General features: G+C 60.4%; 13 protein-coding genes. 8 read left to right on the forward strand and 5 right to left on the reverse strand.

Going from position 1 to position 13,636, the window contains the following annotated elements:
* Position 1: 1 nt before the first annotated feature.
* The 3 genes from BM70_RS0124215 (at position 2) to BM70_RS0124225 (ending at position 3,634) form a co-directional block, all read left to right on the forward strand.
* A complete protein-coding gene (locus BM70_RS0124215) occupies positions 2-1,165 on the forward strand; it encodes an ABC transporter ATP-binding protein (protein ID WP_025858436.1) in 1,164 nt (387 codons plus the stop codon).
* A gap of 132 nt (positions 1,166-1,297) precedes the next feature.
* Positions 1,298-2,644 carry a carbohydrate porin gene (locus BM70_RS0124220; RefSeq protein ID WP_025858437.1) on the forward strand — a complete coding sequence of 449 codons (1,347 nt, stop codon included), beginning with the start codon at positions 1,298-1,300 and terminating at the stop codon, positions 2,642-2,644.
* Between the two features lie 144 nt (positions 2,645-2,788).
* Positions 2,789-3,634 (forward strand): D-hexose-6-phosphate mutarotase, encoded by an 846-nt coding sequence (locus BM70_RS0124225; RefSeq protein ID WP_025858438.1) that lies wholly within the window; start codon positions 2,789-2,791, stop codon positions 3,632-3,634.
* A gap of 294 nt (positions 3,635-3,928) precedes the next feature.
* Here the strand turns inward: BM70_RS0124225 and BM70_RS0124230 are convergent, their stop codons facing one another.
* Positions 3,929-4,789 carry a MurR/RpiR family transcriptional regulator gene (locus BM70_RS0124230; protein ID WP_170039859.1) on the reverse strand — a complete coding sequence of 287 codons (861 nt, stop codon included), beginning with the start codon at positions 4,787-4,789 and terminating at the stop codon, positions 3,929-3,931.
* A 219-nt stretch (positions 4,790-5,008) separates the two neighbouring features.
* Here BM70_RS0124230 and zwf point away from each other — a divergent pair, with 219 nt between their 5' ends.
* The 3 genes from zwf to BM70_RS0124245 are packed head-to-tail and all read left to right on the forward strand — an operon-like array spanning position 5,009 to position 7,858.
* Positions 5,009-6,475, forward strand: a complete 1,467-nt coding sequence (gene zwf, locus BM70_RS0124235; RefSeq protein ID WP_025858439.1) for a glucose-6-phosphate dehydrogenase — start codon at positions 5,009-5,011, stop codon at positions 6,473-6,475.
* On the forward strand, positions 6,462-7,175 hold the full coding sequence (pgl, locus tag BM70_RS0124240) for a 6-phosphogluconolactonase (protein WP_025858440.1): 714 nt from the start codon (positions 6,462-6,464) through the stop codon (positions 7,173-7,175). The genes zwf and pgl overlap by 14 nt, the downstream gene beginning before the upstream one ends.
* A 17-nt stretch (positions 7,176-7,192) precedes the next feature.
* Positions 7,193-7,858 carry a bifunctional 4-hydroxy-2-oxoglutarate aldolase/2-dehydro-3-deoxy-phosphogluconate aldolase gene (locus tag BM70_RS0124245; protein ID WP_025858441.1) on the forward strand — a complete coding sequence of 222 codons (666 nt, stop codon included), beginning with the start codon at positions 7,193-7,195 and terminating at the stop codon, positions 7,856-7,858.
* A 144-nt stretch (positions 7,859-8,002) separates the two neighbouring features.
* Here the strand turns inward: BM70_RS0124245 and BM70_RS0124250 are convergent, their stop codons facing one another.
* Together BM70_RS0124250 and BM70_RS0124255 are read right to left on the reverse strand one after the other, a co-directional pair.
* Positions 8,003-9,178 carry an aminotransferase class V-fold PLP-dependent enzyme gene (locus tag BM70_RS0124250; RefSeq protein WP_025858442.1) on the reverse strand — a complete coding sequence of 392 codons (1,176 nt, stop codon included), beginning with the start codon at positions 9,176-9,178 and terminating at the stop codon, positions 8,003-8,005.
* Positions 9,179-9,189: 11 nt separating this feature from the next.
* Positions 9,190-9,426: a DUF3820 family protein gene (locus BM70_RS0124255; protein ID WP_010208204.1), complete on the reverse strand. Its 237-nt coding sequence runs from the start codon at positions 9,424-9,426 to the stop codon at positions 9,190-9,192.
* A gap of 205 nt (positions 9,427-9,631) precedes the next feature.
* Between BM70_RS0124255 and BM70_RS0124260 the strand changes: the two genes are divergently transcribed.
* Positions 9,632-10,099 (forward strand): PA2169 family four-helix-bundle protein, encoded by a 468-nt coding sequence (locus tag BM70_RS0124260; protein ID WP_025858443.1) that lies wholly within the window; start codon positions 9,632-9,634, stop codon positions 10,097-10,099.
* 86 nt (positions 10,100-10,185) lie between these two features.
* Here the strand turns inward: BM70_RS0124260 and BM70_RS0124265 are convergent, their stop codons facing one another.
* Both BM70_RS0124265 and BM70_RS0124270 read right to left on the reverse strand, forming a co-directional pair.
* On the reverse strand, positions 10,186-10,656 hold the full coding sequence (locus BM70_RS0124265; protein WP_010208208.1) for a MaoC family dehydratase: 471 nt from the start codon (positions 10,654-10,656) through the stop codon (positions 10,186-10,188).
* 69 nt (positions 10,657-10,725) lie between these two features.
* A complete protein-coding gene (locus BM70_RS0124270) occupies positions 10,726-11,670 on the reverse strand; it encodes an alpha/beta hydrolase (RefSeq protein ID WP_025858444.1) in 945 nt (314 codons plus the stop codon).
* 222 nt (positions 11,671-11,892) lie between these two features.
* Here BM70_RS0124270 and fadD2 point away from each other — a divergent pair, with 222 nt between their 5' ends.
* On the forward strand, positions 11,893-13,581 hold the full coding sequence (gene fadD2, locus BM70_RS0124275; protein ID WP_025858445.1) for a long-chain-fatty-acid--CoA ligase FadD2: 1,689 nt from the start codon (positions 11,893-11,895) through the stop codon (positions 13,579-13,581).
* The last annotated feature ends 55 nt before the right edge of the window (positions 13,582-13,636 follow it).

A 13,636-nucleotide genomic window follows, 5' to 3' on the forward strand; every position in this document is an offset into this window, starting at 1 on the left:
CATGGCTACGCTTGAACTTCGCAATGTAAACAAGACCTATGGCGCCGGCCTGCCCGACACCTTGAAGAACATCGAGCTGTCGATCAAGGAAGGCGAATTCCTGATCCTGGTCGGCCCTTCGGGGTGCGGTAAATCCACGCTGATGAACTGCATCGCCGGCCTTGAGACCATCACCGGCGGCGCGATCATGATCGGTGATCAGGACGTGAGCGGCATGAGCCCCAAGGACCGTGACATCGCCATGGTGTTCCAGTCCTACGCGCTGTACCCGACCATGAGCGTGCGCGAGAACATCGAGTTCGGCCTCAAGATTCGCAAGATGCCCCAGGCCGATATCGACGCCGAAGTGGCGCGCGTGGCCAAGCTGCTGCAGATCGAACACCTGCTCAACCGCAAGCCGGGCCAGCTCTCCGGCGGCCAGCAACAGCGCGTGGCCATGGGTCGTGCCCTGGCGCGTCGGCCGAAGATCTACCTGTTCGACGAACCGTTGTCCAACCTCGATGCCAAGCTGCGTGTCGAGATGCGCACCGAAATGAAACTGATGCACCAGCGCCTCAAGACCACCACGGTCTACGTGACCCACGACCAGATCGAAGCGATGACCCTGGGCGACAAAGTGGCGGTGATGAAGGACGGCATTATCCAGCAGTTCGGCACGCCGAAAGAGATCTACAACAACCCGGCCAACCAGTTCGTGGCGAGCTTCATCGGTTCGCCGCCGATGAACTTCGTGCCCCTGCGCCTGCAACGCAAGGACGGTCACCTGGTGGCGCTGCTCGACAGCGGCCAGGCTCGTTGCGAGCTGGCGCTGAATGTGACCGACGCGGGCCTTGAAGATCGCGACGTGATCCTGGGCCTGCGTCCGGAGCAAATCATGTTGGCGACGGGCGAGGCCAACAGTGCCTCGAGCATTCGTGCCGAAGTCCAGGTGACCGAGCCCACCGGCCCGGACACCCTGGTGTTCGTGCAGCTCAATGACACCAAGGTCTGCTGCCGCCTGGCACCCGACGTGGCACCGCAGGTGGGCGAGACCCTGACCCTGCAATTCGATCCTTCCAAGGTATTGCTGTTCGACGCCAACACCGGCGAGCGACTGGGCACTGTGCAGTCACAGCCTGTCCCTGTGGGAGCCGGGCTTGCCCGCGATGGCATCACTGCGTTGTAACTGAAGGACCGAGTTGCCTGCATCGCGGGCAAGCCCGGCTCCCACAGAAGCAGATAAGTTGTTGTTTTAGATAAAAAAGTAAACCGCGTTAGATAAAAACAGTTTAATAACAATAAAGACGAGGATGTAGGGATGAAAAAGCAACACAACAACACTCGGCTGATCTGCCAAATGTCAGCTGCAGCAGCCCTGGTTTTGTCCGCCAATGCGATGGCGGCCGATGCATTCAGTGCTGATTCGAAGTGGATGACCGGGGATTGGGGTGGCGAGCGTACCAAGCTGATCGAGCAAGGTATCGACATCAAGGCTGACTACGTAGGGGAAGCCGGCTACAACGCCCACGGCGGCTACAACGACGACAAGACCGGTCGTTACGCTGACCAGTTTGGTCTGGGCGTAGCACTCGACCTGCAAAAGCTGTGGGGCTGGGATAACACCCAGGCCAAGATCCAGATGACCAGCCGGAACGGCCAGAACATCTCCAACGACCGTATCGGCGACCCGCGTGCCGGCACCTTGAGCTCGTCTCAAGAAGTGTATGGCCGTGGCCACATGGTGCGTCTGACCCAGTTCTGGATCCAGCACCAGATGTTCGACAACAAATTGGACGTCAAACTCGGTTACTTCGGTGAAGGCGAAGACTTCAACACCTTCCCGTGCGACTTCCAGAACCTGTCGTTCTGCGGCTCGCAAGTGGGTAACTATGTAAACACCTGGTACAACTGGCCCGTCAGCCAGGCCGCGATCCGCGTGAAGTACAACATTACGCCTGAGCTGTATGCGCAGATCGGTGCCTACAACCAGAACCCATCGCAGCTGGAGCACGGCAACGGCTTCAAACTCAGCGGCAGTGGCACCAAGGGCACCGTGATTCCGGTGGAATTGGTCTGGTCGCCGAAGGTCAACAACCTGCCGGGCGAATACCGTGTGGGTTACTACAAAAGTGCCGCCGATGCTTCTGACGTCCGCGAAGACATCAACGGCAACGATGCGGCGACCACTGGCGCCGCCTACCGTACCCGCAGCAGCAAGAAAGGCTACTGGTTCGTTGCTCAACAGCAACTCACCACGCACAACGGCGACGCTTCCCGCGGCCTGAACATCGCGGCCAATGCCACCTTCCACGACAAGGAAACCAACCTGGTCGACAACTATCAGTCGATCATGCTGGTGTACAAAGGCCCATTCGACGCGCGTCCAAAAGATGACGTCGGCATCGGTGTCGCTCGCCTGCACGTCAACGATGACGTGAAGAAGAACTCTGAACTGCTCAACGTCGCCAATGGTGTGAACGACTACGACAATCCGCTGTACACGCCAATTCGCGAGACCGAGTACAACGTTGAACTCAACTACGGTTTCCACGTCACCAACTGGCTGACCGTACGTCCTAACCTGCAATACATCGTCCAACCTGGCGGCGTGGACAAAGTCGACAACGCGTTGGTGGCTGGCCTGAAAATTCAGTCTACGTTCTAACGCTGTTGCGATAAGCTCCTTCTCTCTGTGCGCATTTTGCGGGTAGCCATGGCTATCCGCTTTTTTTTGGGAGATGGCCACTGTGGGCGCCGGCAAGCCGGCTCCTACCGAAGCCAGCGACAATGATATTCAGGACCGTGGCACATGCATGAGCATCCGCTGCAACGCTTTTTCAAATCCCTGCGCGAGCGTCCCGTGTTCGCCTGGGAGCGCTTCCAGATGCGTGACGTGCTGGTGATCGACCATCCGCTGTGCCAGGCGGTGTTCAGTCGCCAGGGCGCGCAACTGTTGCACTTCCAGCCTCGTGGCCAGAAACCCTGGCTGTGGTGTGCAGCCAAGTGGCCGCAAGTCGGCGCCATCCGTGGTGGCGTACCGGTGTGCTGGCCATGGTATGGCCGTCATCCAAGCGAAAACGCCTGGCCGTCCCATGGCTGGGCGCGGCTGATCGACTGGAAGCTGCTCGACAGCAGCACCGACGACGATGGCGTACGCTTGCACTGGCAATTGCAGCTGTGCGACTGGCAGGTCGACCTGCACGCACACCTGGGCGAAACCCTGGAACTACGCCTGAGCACCGAGCATCAGGACGAGTTGCCGTGCCAGTTGAGCCACGCTTTGCATGCTTACTGGCGTATTGGTCACGTCGACGAGATAGCGCTGTCTGGGCTCGACGGTGCGCAAGGTTACGACCAGCTCAATCGCCAGGTTTGCCAGCAGGAAGGCGAGCTGCGAGTGGAGGGCGGGTGCCAGCGGGTGTTCCAGCACGAGGGCGAATTGCAGCTCAAGGACCACGCCTGGCAGCGTGAACTGTGCATCGACACCGGCGACAGCGCCGACACGGTGGTGTGGCACCCTGGCAGCCGGCCACTGTTGGGCGTGAGCTTCAACGAGGCGTCGGGGTTTGTGTGCGTGGAGTCGGCGATGGCCGGGGCGAGCCTGGCGCCGGGGGAGAGGGCGCATCTCAGCTTGCAGGCAAGAGCTGGGGTTTAGCGTGGCATTGCGGTTGTTGTGAGCGGACTTGTTATGGTGAGCTGGCTTGCTGTGGTGAGCAGACTTGCTGTGGTGAGCGGGCTTGCTGTGGTGAGTGGGCTTGCTGTGGTGAGCGGGCTTGCTGTGGTGAGCGGGCTTGCCCCGCGCTGGGCTGCGAAGCAGCCCCATTACAGGCACTGTGTATGTACCTGATGTACCGAGGTGCCCGTTTTTCAGGGCGGCTTCGCCACCCAGCGCGGGGCAAGCCCGCTCACCACATACAAGCTCCCTCTCACCGGCAGCGGTGTTGCAGGTTTAGTTGAACTCGTCGCCCACCGGATACCGGCTGTCATTCAAGCTCTCTTTGATTTTGCGCAAATGCGGCTGGAAATCCACGCCACGGCGCAGGGTCATGCCGGTCGCCAGCACATCCAGCACCGTCAGCTGGATGATCCGCGAGGTCATCGGCATGTAGATGTCGGTGTCTTCCGGCAGCGGAATGTTCAGGCTCACCGTACTGGCCTTGGCCAGCGGCGAGTTCTCGGCAGTCACGCCCAGTACGGATGCGCCATTTTCCCGCGCGATGCGCGCCACTTCCACCAGCTCACGGGTACGCCCGGTGTAGGAAATGATCACGAACAGCTCACCGGTGTGCGCCACCGAGGCGATCATGCGCTGCATCAGCACGTCCGCATGCGCGGTCACCGCCAGGTTGAAGCGGAAGAACTTGTGCAGCGCATCCATGGCCACCGGGGCCGAAGCACCCAGGCCGAAAAAGTGGATCTGCCGGGCCTGGATCAGCAGGTCCACGGCTTTGCTGATCAGGGCCGGGTCCAGGGCCTGGCAGGCACTGTCGAGCGACGCGATGGCGCTGCCAAAAATCTTCTGGGTGTAGGCCTCAGGGTTATCATCGGCCTCCACGGCGCGGCTGACGTATGCGGCGCCACTGGCCAGGCTTTGCGCCAGCTGCAATTTCAGTTCAGGGTAACCGCTGACACCGAACGAACGGCAGAAACGGTTGACCGTCGGTTCACTGACCGAGGCAGCCTGGGCAAGGGCGGCGATGGAGAAGCGGGTCGCCTGCTGCGGGTTGAGCAGGATGACCTCGGCGACTTTTTTCTCGGCCTTGTTCAATTCTTCGAGGCGGTTCCGGATCTGTTCCAGAAGATTTCGCACGCGGTCCATTCAGTCTTTCCTTCGGGCGACGATGCAAATAAAAGGTGGCAACCAATCGATGAGTGGTCTTTTGCGGTGGCCTATCCTACTGAGGGTAGCTGAACACCACCACTCGGAATGCGTATTTCGGGAGAATGTTGTGGTTATTACTACATTTTTCCTTGAGTGATGCCTTGAAAAAAGGTATTTGTAGCTTAACTTGATAAAAGAACAAACATCATGCCTTCGATAACCGTAGAACCCTGCACCTTTGCCCTGTTTGGCGCCTTGGGTGATCTGGCGCTGCGCAAGTTATTTCCTGCCCTCTATCAACTGGATGGCGCCGCGCTCCTGCACGACGACACGCGTATCCTGGCCCTGGCCCGTGAAGCCGGTTCCGAGCAGCAGCACCTGGCGCACATTGAAAAAGAACTGCGTAAATACGTCGGCAAGGAACTGGACGAGACCATCGCCCAGCGTTTCCTGGCGCGCCTGACCTATGTTCACGTCGACTTCATGAAAGCCGATGACTACGTGGCCCTGGCTGAAATCGCCGGCACCGAGCAGCGCCTGATCGCCTACTTCGCCACCCCGGCGGCGGTGTATGGCGCGATCTGCGAGAACCTGTCCAAGGTCGGCCTGGCCGAAAACACCCGCGTAGTGCTGGAAAAGCCCATCGGTTCGGACCTGGAGTCCTCGCGCAAGGTCAACGATGCCGTGGCGCAGTTTTTCCCGGAAAACCGCACTTACCGCATCGACCACTACCTGGGCAAAGAGACCGTCCAGAACCTGATCGCCCTGCGTTTCGCCAACAGCCTGTTCGAAACCCAGTGGAACCAGAACTACATCTCCCACGTGGAAATCACCGTGGCCGAGCAGGTCGGTATCGAAGGCCGTTGGGGCTACTTCGACAAGGCCGGCCAGCTGCGGGACATGATCCAGAACCACCTGCTGCAACTGCTTTGCCTGATCGCCATGGACCCGCCGGCCGACCTGTCCGCCGATAGCATCCGCGATGAGAAGGTCAAGGTACTCAAGGCCCTGGCGCCCATCAGCCCGGATGGCCTGACCACTCAGGTTGTACGCGGCCAGTACATCGCCGGCTACAGCGCAGGCAAGCCCGTGCCGGGGTACCTGGAAGAAGAGAATTCCAACACCCAGAGCGACACCGAGACCTTCGTCGCCCTGCGTGCCGATATCCGCAACTGGCGTTGGGCCGGGGTGCCGTTCTACTTGCGCACCGGCAAGCGCATGCCGCAGAAGCTGTCGCAGATCGTCATCCACTTCAAGGAACCGTCCCACTACATCTTCGCCCCCGAGCAGCGTCTGCAGATCAGCAACAAGCTGATCATCCGCCTGCAGCCGGACGAAGGTATTTCCTTGCGTGTGATGACCAAGGAGCAGGGCCTGGACAAGGGCATGCAACTGCGCAGCGGTCCGCTGCAACTGAATTTTTCCGACACCTACCGCAGCGCCCGTATCCCGGATGCCTACGAGCGGTTGTTGCTGGAAGTGATGCGCGGCAATCAGAACCTGTTTGTTCGCAAAGATGAAATCGAAGCCGCGTGGAAGTGGTGTGACCAGTTGATCGCCGGGTGGAAAAAATCCGGTGATGCGCCCAAGCCGTACGCGGCGGGCTCCTGGGGGCCGATGAGCTCGATTGCACTGATCACGCGGGATGGGAGGTCGTGGTATGGCGATATCTGAATTGAAACTGCCCCAGGGCGTCACGCCTCACGAGTACCGTACCCCGGTGCTGTTGGCGGAAGGCCTGGCCAATGACGTGGCCGAGCAGTTGCGCACGGCCATCAGTGCCCGTGGTGAAGCGACCCTGGTGGTGTCCGGTGGCCGCAGCCCCGTGGCGTTTTTCCAGCACCTGGCCAAGCAGGGCCTGGACTGGTCCAAGGTCACCATCACCCTGGCCGATGAGCGCTGGGTGCCGGTGGAGCACGCCGACAGCAATGCCGGCCTGTTGAAGCAACACTTGTTGCAAGGCCCGGCGGCCAAGGCCACGTTCCTCAGCCTTTACAGCGCTGCCGCCAATCTTGAAGACGCTGCCGAGCAGGCCGATCGCCTGCTGGCCGAACTGCCAGCCATTGATGTGCTGGTCCTGGGCATGGGCGATGACGGCCACACCGCATCGCTGTTTCCCAACAGCCCGAACCTCGCCGAAGCGCTGCAGGCCGACGGTACCCGCCGTTGCTGGCCGATGCTGGCGCCGACCGTGCCGCACCAGCGCCTGACCATGAGTCGCGCGTTACTGGCCACGGCCCACTACACCGTACTGTCGATTTCCGGCAGTTCGAAATTGACCACCTTGAGCGCCGCGCTGGCCAGTGACGACGTTGCTGCCATGCCGATTCGCGCGTTTTTGCAACCTACATTAGAGATTTACTGGTGCCCATGAGCCAAGGATCAGCCGCTATGAAAAGCCCTCAACCGACCGTGTCCATGGCGGATAAAGTTGCCCTGATCGACAGCCTCTGCGCCAAGGCGCGGATCCTGCCGGTGATCACCATCGCCCGCGAACAGGACATCCTGCCGCTGGCCGATGCCCTGGCAGCCGGTGGTTTGACCGCATTGGAAGTGACCCTGCGTTCCGAGTTCGGCCTCAAGGCCATTCAGGTGCTGCGCGAGCAACGCCCTGAACTGTGCACCGGTGCCGGCACCGTGCTCGACCGCCACATGCTTGAAGCGGCCGAAGTGGCCGGCTCGCAATTCATCGTCACCCCCGGCATTACCCGCGACTTGCTGGAAGCTTCGGTGCACAGCCCGATCCCGCTGCTGCCAGGCATCAGCAATGCCTCGGGCATCATGGAGGGCTATGGCCTGGGTTATCGTCGCTTCAAGCTGTTCCCGGCTGAAGTCAGCGGTGGCGTTGCCGCCATCAAGGCCCTCGGCGGCCCGTTCGGCGAAGTGAAATTCTGCCCGACTGGCGGCGTTGGCCCGGCCAACATCAAAAACTACATGGCGTTGAAAAACGTGATGTGCGTGGGCGGTAGCTGGATGCTCGACCCGGAATGGGTCAAGAACGGCGACTGGGCCCGCATCCAGGAAGTCACCGCCGAGGCGCTGGCGCTGCTGGATTGATCTGCTTTTACTGAATCGTTGTTGCTGTGCTTAACGGCATTTTTGCGGTGCACTTGGTCGGTGTGCCGCTTTTTTTTGCCTGCAGAAAACCTCAAACCCACCACGGATCCAAATGTGGGAGCGAGCAAGCCCGCTCCCACAGGTTTAATCTGCGTTTAGTTTATTAATGGCGTTGACCAGCACATTGATGTTCGCCGCCGACGTCAGCAACCCAGGCGTAACGCGGATACAGGTCCCAAACGCCGCGCCCGTGCGCGTGGTGGTAAACAAGTCATAGTCCCTGAGCATACGATCCACCATCACCTGCTGATCCCGTCCGACAAACTTGAACGCCGTAATCCCGCAATACAGCCTCGGATCATCCGGTGTCAGCACCTCTATCCTCGACAACGCCCGCACCTTGCTAACCCACAGGTCGCGCAGATAGTTCATCCGTGCGCCTTTGGCCGCCGCGCCGCCCAGTTGCCGATGCTCTTCGAACACCAGCGGCAAGGTCATCAAGGCCGGAAAGTTCGGTGTGCTGTAGGGCGTACGGGCACGGACATCGGTGGCGGGGTAGTGGAACTCGCCCATGTCTGGATCAATGTCAGCCAGGCGTTCCGGGGCGATGTACAGGAAACCCAACGTCAGCGGGGCGCCAATCCATTTGTGCAGGTTGAAACCGGCAAACTGGATCCCCAACTCGGCCAGGTTGAATTCGATCTGGCCCAGGGCATGGGCGCCGTCGAGGATCACGTCGATGTGATGCTCCCGCGCAGCCTGGGCAATCGCGGCTACCGGCATGACCAGCCCGGTGCGGTGGGTCACGTGGGTCAGTGCCATCAGTTTCAAGCGCGGGTACTGCACGAATGCATCGCGATACGTCTGCACCAGGCTGTCGAAATTCGCCGGGTGCGTGTGGGACAGTTCGATGACTTCCACGCCGCGATAGTTCGCCAGCCAGCGCATGGCGCCTTTCACGGTGTCGTACTCCAGGTCGCTGATCAGCACCTGATCGCCCGGTCGCAGGCGGTTGTAGTTGCGGATCAGCGATTGCAGGGCTTCGGTGGCATTGCGGGTGAAGGCCACAGCGGTGGGGTCGGCGTCGATCAGCCCGGCCAGTTGGCGGCGGATCGCGTCGTTTTCGCCACGCTCGAATTGCTGGCGCACATGCAACGAGTTGCTACGGTTGATAAACGCAACCTGCTCCAGGTAGTGCGCCTGTACCGCGCGGCTCATGCGGCCGAAGTAACCGTTTTCCAGATTGATCGGGCCGGGCTCCAGCGGGTAGCGCTGGGCGATGGCCTGCCAGTGAAGCTCGTTGTCTGCATTCCGTGGCATGGGCTGGGCTCTTAATGACGAGGGGCGGGTTTGCCGTGTTTTGCGCGCAGCGGTTCTAACAATTCAGACAAGCCGTTGCTGTCGATTTCCTGCATCAGGGCCAGCAGACCACCCAGCTCGCCATGGGGGAAACCTTCGCGGGCAAACCAGTTCAGGTAGGGGCCGGGCAGGTCGGCGATGATCCGTCCCTTGTATTTGCCGAAGGGCATTTCGCGGGTGATCAGCAGTTCGAGTTTTTCCGGGTTCATGAGCTTCGAGCGGTAGAGGCGAGGTCTTCGAAAATACAGGCATTCTGCATGAAGGCCAAATGACAGATCATGCAAATAACGTACATACAGATGGTTCAATAAATCGTAGGTCATTGAAAATTAAGGATAAAGTCGTTATCGAAAACCTGGCACGGGCGCTGCAATCATTAAGATAAGTTTCTTAACCCGCACAAGGAATTGAAAAATGACTGACATCAACAAAGAATCGATCTCCGTACTCAACGACCTGATCGAGACCAGCAAAGACGGCCAGAAAGGCTTCGCGACTTGTGCTGAAGACATCAAGCATCCAGAGCTCAAAGCCCTGTTCGTGAAACGCTCCGCCGATTGCGCTACCGCGGCCGCCGAGCTGCAAACCGCTGTTCGCGCCCTGGGTGGCGATCCCGAAGAGTCGGGCAGTGTGGCTGGCGCCCTGCACCGTGGCTGGGTCGACGTGAAGTCGTTGGTCACCGGCAAAGATGAAGAGGCCGTGCTGAACGAAGCCGAGCGCGGCGAAGACCACGCTCTGAAGGCTTACAAGGAAGCGATCGAGAAGATCAACAAGCACAACCTGCTGGGTATTCGTGACCTGGTTGAGCGTCAGTTCCACGGCGCACAACGCAACCACGACCAGGTGAAAGCCCTGCGTAACCAGGCTCGCGCTCAGTCGTAAGCCCTGGGCTGTAAACGCTGTAGAAAATGTGGGAGGGGGCTTTTGCCCCCTCCCACATTTGCATTGTGTTGACCCTTGAATTGCTATCAGCCAATGCTGATTGGCGGCAACTCGGTCAACGTCACGACTTGCTGCTTGCGCGGCGCCAGAATTTCCGCCTCGCCGTCCACCACCAGTTCATCGCGCTGGTTGAACACACGGGTGGCGATGCGCACGCGGAACTTCGGCAGTTTCTCGAGGATTTCCAGGCGCACGGTCAGGGTGTCACCGATCTTCACCGGCTTCTGGAAGCTCATCTGCTGGCCAATGTAGATCGTGCCCGGTCCAGGCAGCTCGCAGGCCACTGCCGCGCTGATCAGAGCGCCGCTGAACATGCCGTGGGCGATACGCTCCTTGAACATGGTCGCCTTGGCGTACTCGGCATCCAGGTGCACCGGGTTATGGTCACCGGACATCGCGGCGAACAGCTGGATATCGCGCTCTTCCACCAATTTGCTGTAGCTGGCGGTCTGGCCGACTTCGAGGGCTTCGTACGGGGTGTTGGTTACCTGGGTCATCTAAAGGTGCATCCTGTGGCTAAACGGTCATTATCGGCCGATTTTAAACGGCTGATTTTAAAAGAAAAGTCATTCGCAGCGGGTCGGCCTGCGCAAGGTCAGGGCCTGGTCGAGCCATGTCAGCACGTCCGCTGTGACCTGGTCACGATTGGTCTCATTGAACACTTCGTGACGTGCCTGCGGGTAGATATTCAGTTGCAGGTGCTGGCAGCCGGCGTCACGCAGGGCGTGGGCCAGGCTTTTGAGACGCTTGCCTTCACTCACCGGATCACATTCGCCGCCCATTACCAGGATCGGCAGGCCCGGATCGATCTGCGCGAGATTGGACGCTTTGCTGATTTGCTGCAAGCCGCCGAGCAGGTCGATCCACAGCTGGTTGGTGCAACGGAACCCGCACAGCGGGTCGTTGATGTACTTGTCGACTTCCGCCGGGTCGCGGCTGAGCCAGTCGAAAGCAGTGCGATTGGGTTTGAACGCTTTGTTGAACGATCCAAACGACAGGAATTCAATCAGCGCACTGCGTCCGCGCAAGCCCTGGCGCAAGCGCTCGGCCCGGGCGATCACCCGTGCGGCGCGGTACAGCGCCACTGGCTGGAAATTCGAACCGCTGAGAATCGCGCCATTGAGGCTGGCACTGTGGTGCAGCAGGTAGGCTTGGGCGATGTAGCTGCCCATGCTGTGGCCCAGCAGAATGATCGGCAACCCCGGCTGTTGCTGGCCGATATGCTGGTTGAGGCTGGCCAGGTCGCCCACCACTTTGTTCCAGCCGTCCTTCTCGGCGTACAGGCCCAGGGTGCCTTCGTCGGCGGTGCGGCCGTGGCCACGCTGGTCCAGCGCATATACACCGTAGCCGGCGCCGCACAAGGCCTCGGCCAGGCGCGCATAGCGCCCGCTGTGCTCGGCCATGCCATGGGACAGCATCACCAGGGCCTTGGGCGGGGCGTCGGGCATCCATTGATTGACGTACAGGCGGCTGCGGTCATTCGCGGTCAGCCAGAAGGTGCTGTGGTTCATGGCGCTTCCTTTGCTCAGGGTCGTTGCAGTGTATAGCTCATCCCACGGGAAGCGCCTGATCAGCGCAAGGCCTTGTAGGAAGATTCACGCAATTAATGACGCTCTTTCCTGTATTTGCCTGTTTGGCCATAGCTGCTAACGTCCCCAAAGCTCCGCTTTTTATAGATGTAGAGGTTTTACACCTGCAGCGGCCGGACACACTCAGGTAAGAGGACAAGAATAATGCAACCTGATTTCTGGAATGACAAACGCGCGGCGGGCGTTCCCAACGACATCGACCTCTCGGCCTACAAGTCGGTGATCGAGGTGTTCGAGCGTTCCTGCAAGGCCTTTGCCGACCGTCCTGCATTCAGCAACATGGGCATCACCCTGACCTACGCCGAGCTTGAACGCCAGAGCGCAGCGTTCGCCGGTTACCTGCAGCAACACACCGACCTCAAGCCCGGCGACCGCATCGCGGTGCAGATGCCCAACGTGCTGCATTACCCGATTGCCGTGTTCGGTGCATTGCGTGCCGGGCTGATCGTGGTCAACACCAACCCGCTGTACACCCCGCGCGAGATGCGCCACCAGTTCAAGGATGCCGGCGTGCGTGCGCTGGTCTACCTCAACCTGTTCGGTTCGCGGGTGCAGGAGGTGTGCAGCGACACTGAGATCGACTACCTGATCGAAGCGAAAATGGGCGACTTCATGCCCGCCGCCAAGGGATGGCTGGTCAACACCCTGGTCGACAAGGTCAAGAAGATGGTCCCGGCCTACAGCCTGCCTCGCGCGGTGTCGTTCAAGCGCGCCTTGCGCATGGGCGCGGGCCTGGGCGTGACGCGCCACCCGGTGACGCTGGACGATATCGCCGTGCTGCAATACACCGGCGGCACCACCGGCCTGGCCAAGGGTGCGATGCTCACTCACGGCAACCTGGTGGCGAACATGCAGCAAGTGCGCGCCTGCATGTCCCAGACCGGCGATGACGGCCACCCGCTGATCAAGGAAGGGCAGGAGGTAATGATCGCGCCGCTGCCGCTGTACCACATCTATGCCTTCACCGCGAATTGCATGTGCATGATGGTGTCCGGCAACCACAACGTGCTGATCACCAACCCGCGGGACATCGGCGGCTTTATCAAGGAGCTGAAGAAGTGGCGCTTTACCGGGCTGCTGGGGCTTAACACGCTGTTCGTGGCATTGATGGACCATCCGGACTTCAAGAGCCTGGATTTCTCCCACCTCAAGCTCACCAACTCCGGCGGCACCGCGCTGATCAAGGCCACGGCCGAGCGCTGGGAGCAGATCACCGGCTGCGCGATTGGCGAGGGCTATGGCCTGACGGAAACCTCGCCGGTGGCCAGCACCAACCCTTACGGCAACAAATCCCGCCTGGGCACCGTGGGCATTCCCGTGCCGGCCACGGCGATGAAGGTGATTGATGACCAGGGCGTCGAGCTGCCATTGGGCGAGCGCGGCGAGCTGTGCATCAAGGGCCCGCAGGTGATGAAGGGCTACTGGCAGCAACCGGCCGCCACTGCCGAGGCGCTGGACGCCGAGGGCTGGCTGAAGACCGGAGACATCGCGGTGATCGATGATGATGGTTTCGTGCGCATTGTCGACCGCAAGAAAGACCTGATCATCGTCTCGGGCTTCAACGTGTACCCCAACGAGATCGAAGACGTGGTGATGGCCCACCCGGCGGTGGCCAACTGCGCGGTGATCGGCGTGCCGGACGATCGCACCGGTGAGGCGGTGAAGCTGTTCGTGGTAGCGCGCGCGGAAGGGGTGAGCCTTGAGGAGTTGAAGGCGTACTGCAAGACCAACTTCACCGGGTACAAGGTGCCCAAGCATATTGTGCTGCGCGAGTCGTTGCCGATGACGCCGGTGGGCAAGATTTTGCGCAGGGAGTTGCGCGACATCGCCTGACCATGAATTGAAATGCAACACACCCTGTAGGAGCCGGCTTGCCGGCGATGCGTCC

It is taken from the genome of Pseudomonas sp. CHM02 (assembly GCF_000612585.1).
Taxonomy (GTDB): Bacteria; Pseudomonadota; Gammaproteobacteria; order Pseudomonadales; family Pseudomonadaceae; genus Aquipseudomonas.

Bases quoted from the DNA above. Each gene is read 5' to 3' on its own strand.
- BM70_RS0124215 (WP_025858436.1), top strand. From the start codon at position 2: ATGGCTACGCTTGAACTTCGCAATGTAAACAAGACCTATGGCGCCGGC.
- BM70_RS0124220 (WP_025858437.1), top strand. From the start codon at position 1,298: ATGAAAAAGCAACACAACAACACTCGGCTGATCTGCCAAATGTCAGCT.
- BM70_RS0124225 (WP_025858438.1), top strand. From the start codon at position 2,789: ATGCATGAGCATCCGCTGCAACGCTTTTTCAAATCCCTGCGCGAGCGT.
- zwf (WP_025858439.1), top strand. From the start codon at position 5,009: ATGCCTTCGATAACCGTAGAACCCTGCACCTTTGCCCTGTTTGGCGCC.
- pgl (WP_025858440.1), top strand. From the start codon at position 6,462: ATGGCGATATCTGAATTGAAACTGCCCCAGGGCGTCACGCCTCACGAG.
- BM70_RS0124245 (WP_025858441.1), top strand. From the start codon at position 7,193: ATGAAAAGCCCTCAACCGACCGTGTCCATGGCGGATAAAGTTGCCCTG.
- BM70_RS0124250 (WP_025858442.1), bottom strand. From the start codon at position 9,178: ATGCCACGGAATGCAGACAACGAGCTTCACTGGCAGGCCATCGCCCAG.
- BM70_RS0124255 (WP_010208204.1), bottom strand. From the start codon at position 9,426: ATGAACCCGGAAAAACTCGAACTGCTGATCACCCGCGAAATGCCCTTC.
- BM70_RS0124260 (WP_025858443.1), top strand. From the start codon at position 9,632: ATGACTGACATCAACAAAGAATCGATCTCCGTACTCAACGACCTGATC.
- BM70_RS0124265 (WP_010208208.1), bottom strand. From the start codon at position 10,656: ATGACCCAGGTAACCAACACCCCGTACGAAGCCCTCGAAGTCGGCCAG.
- BM70_RS0124270 (WP_025858444.1), bottom strand. From the start codon at position 11,670: ATGAACCACAGCACCTTCTGGCTGACCGCGAATGACCGCAGCCGCCTG.
- fadD2 (WP_025858445.1), top strand. From the start codon at position 11,893: ATGCAACCTGATTTCTGGAATGACAAACGCGCGGCGGGCGTTCCCAAC.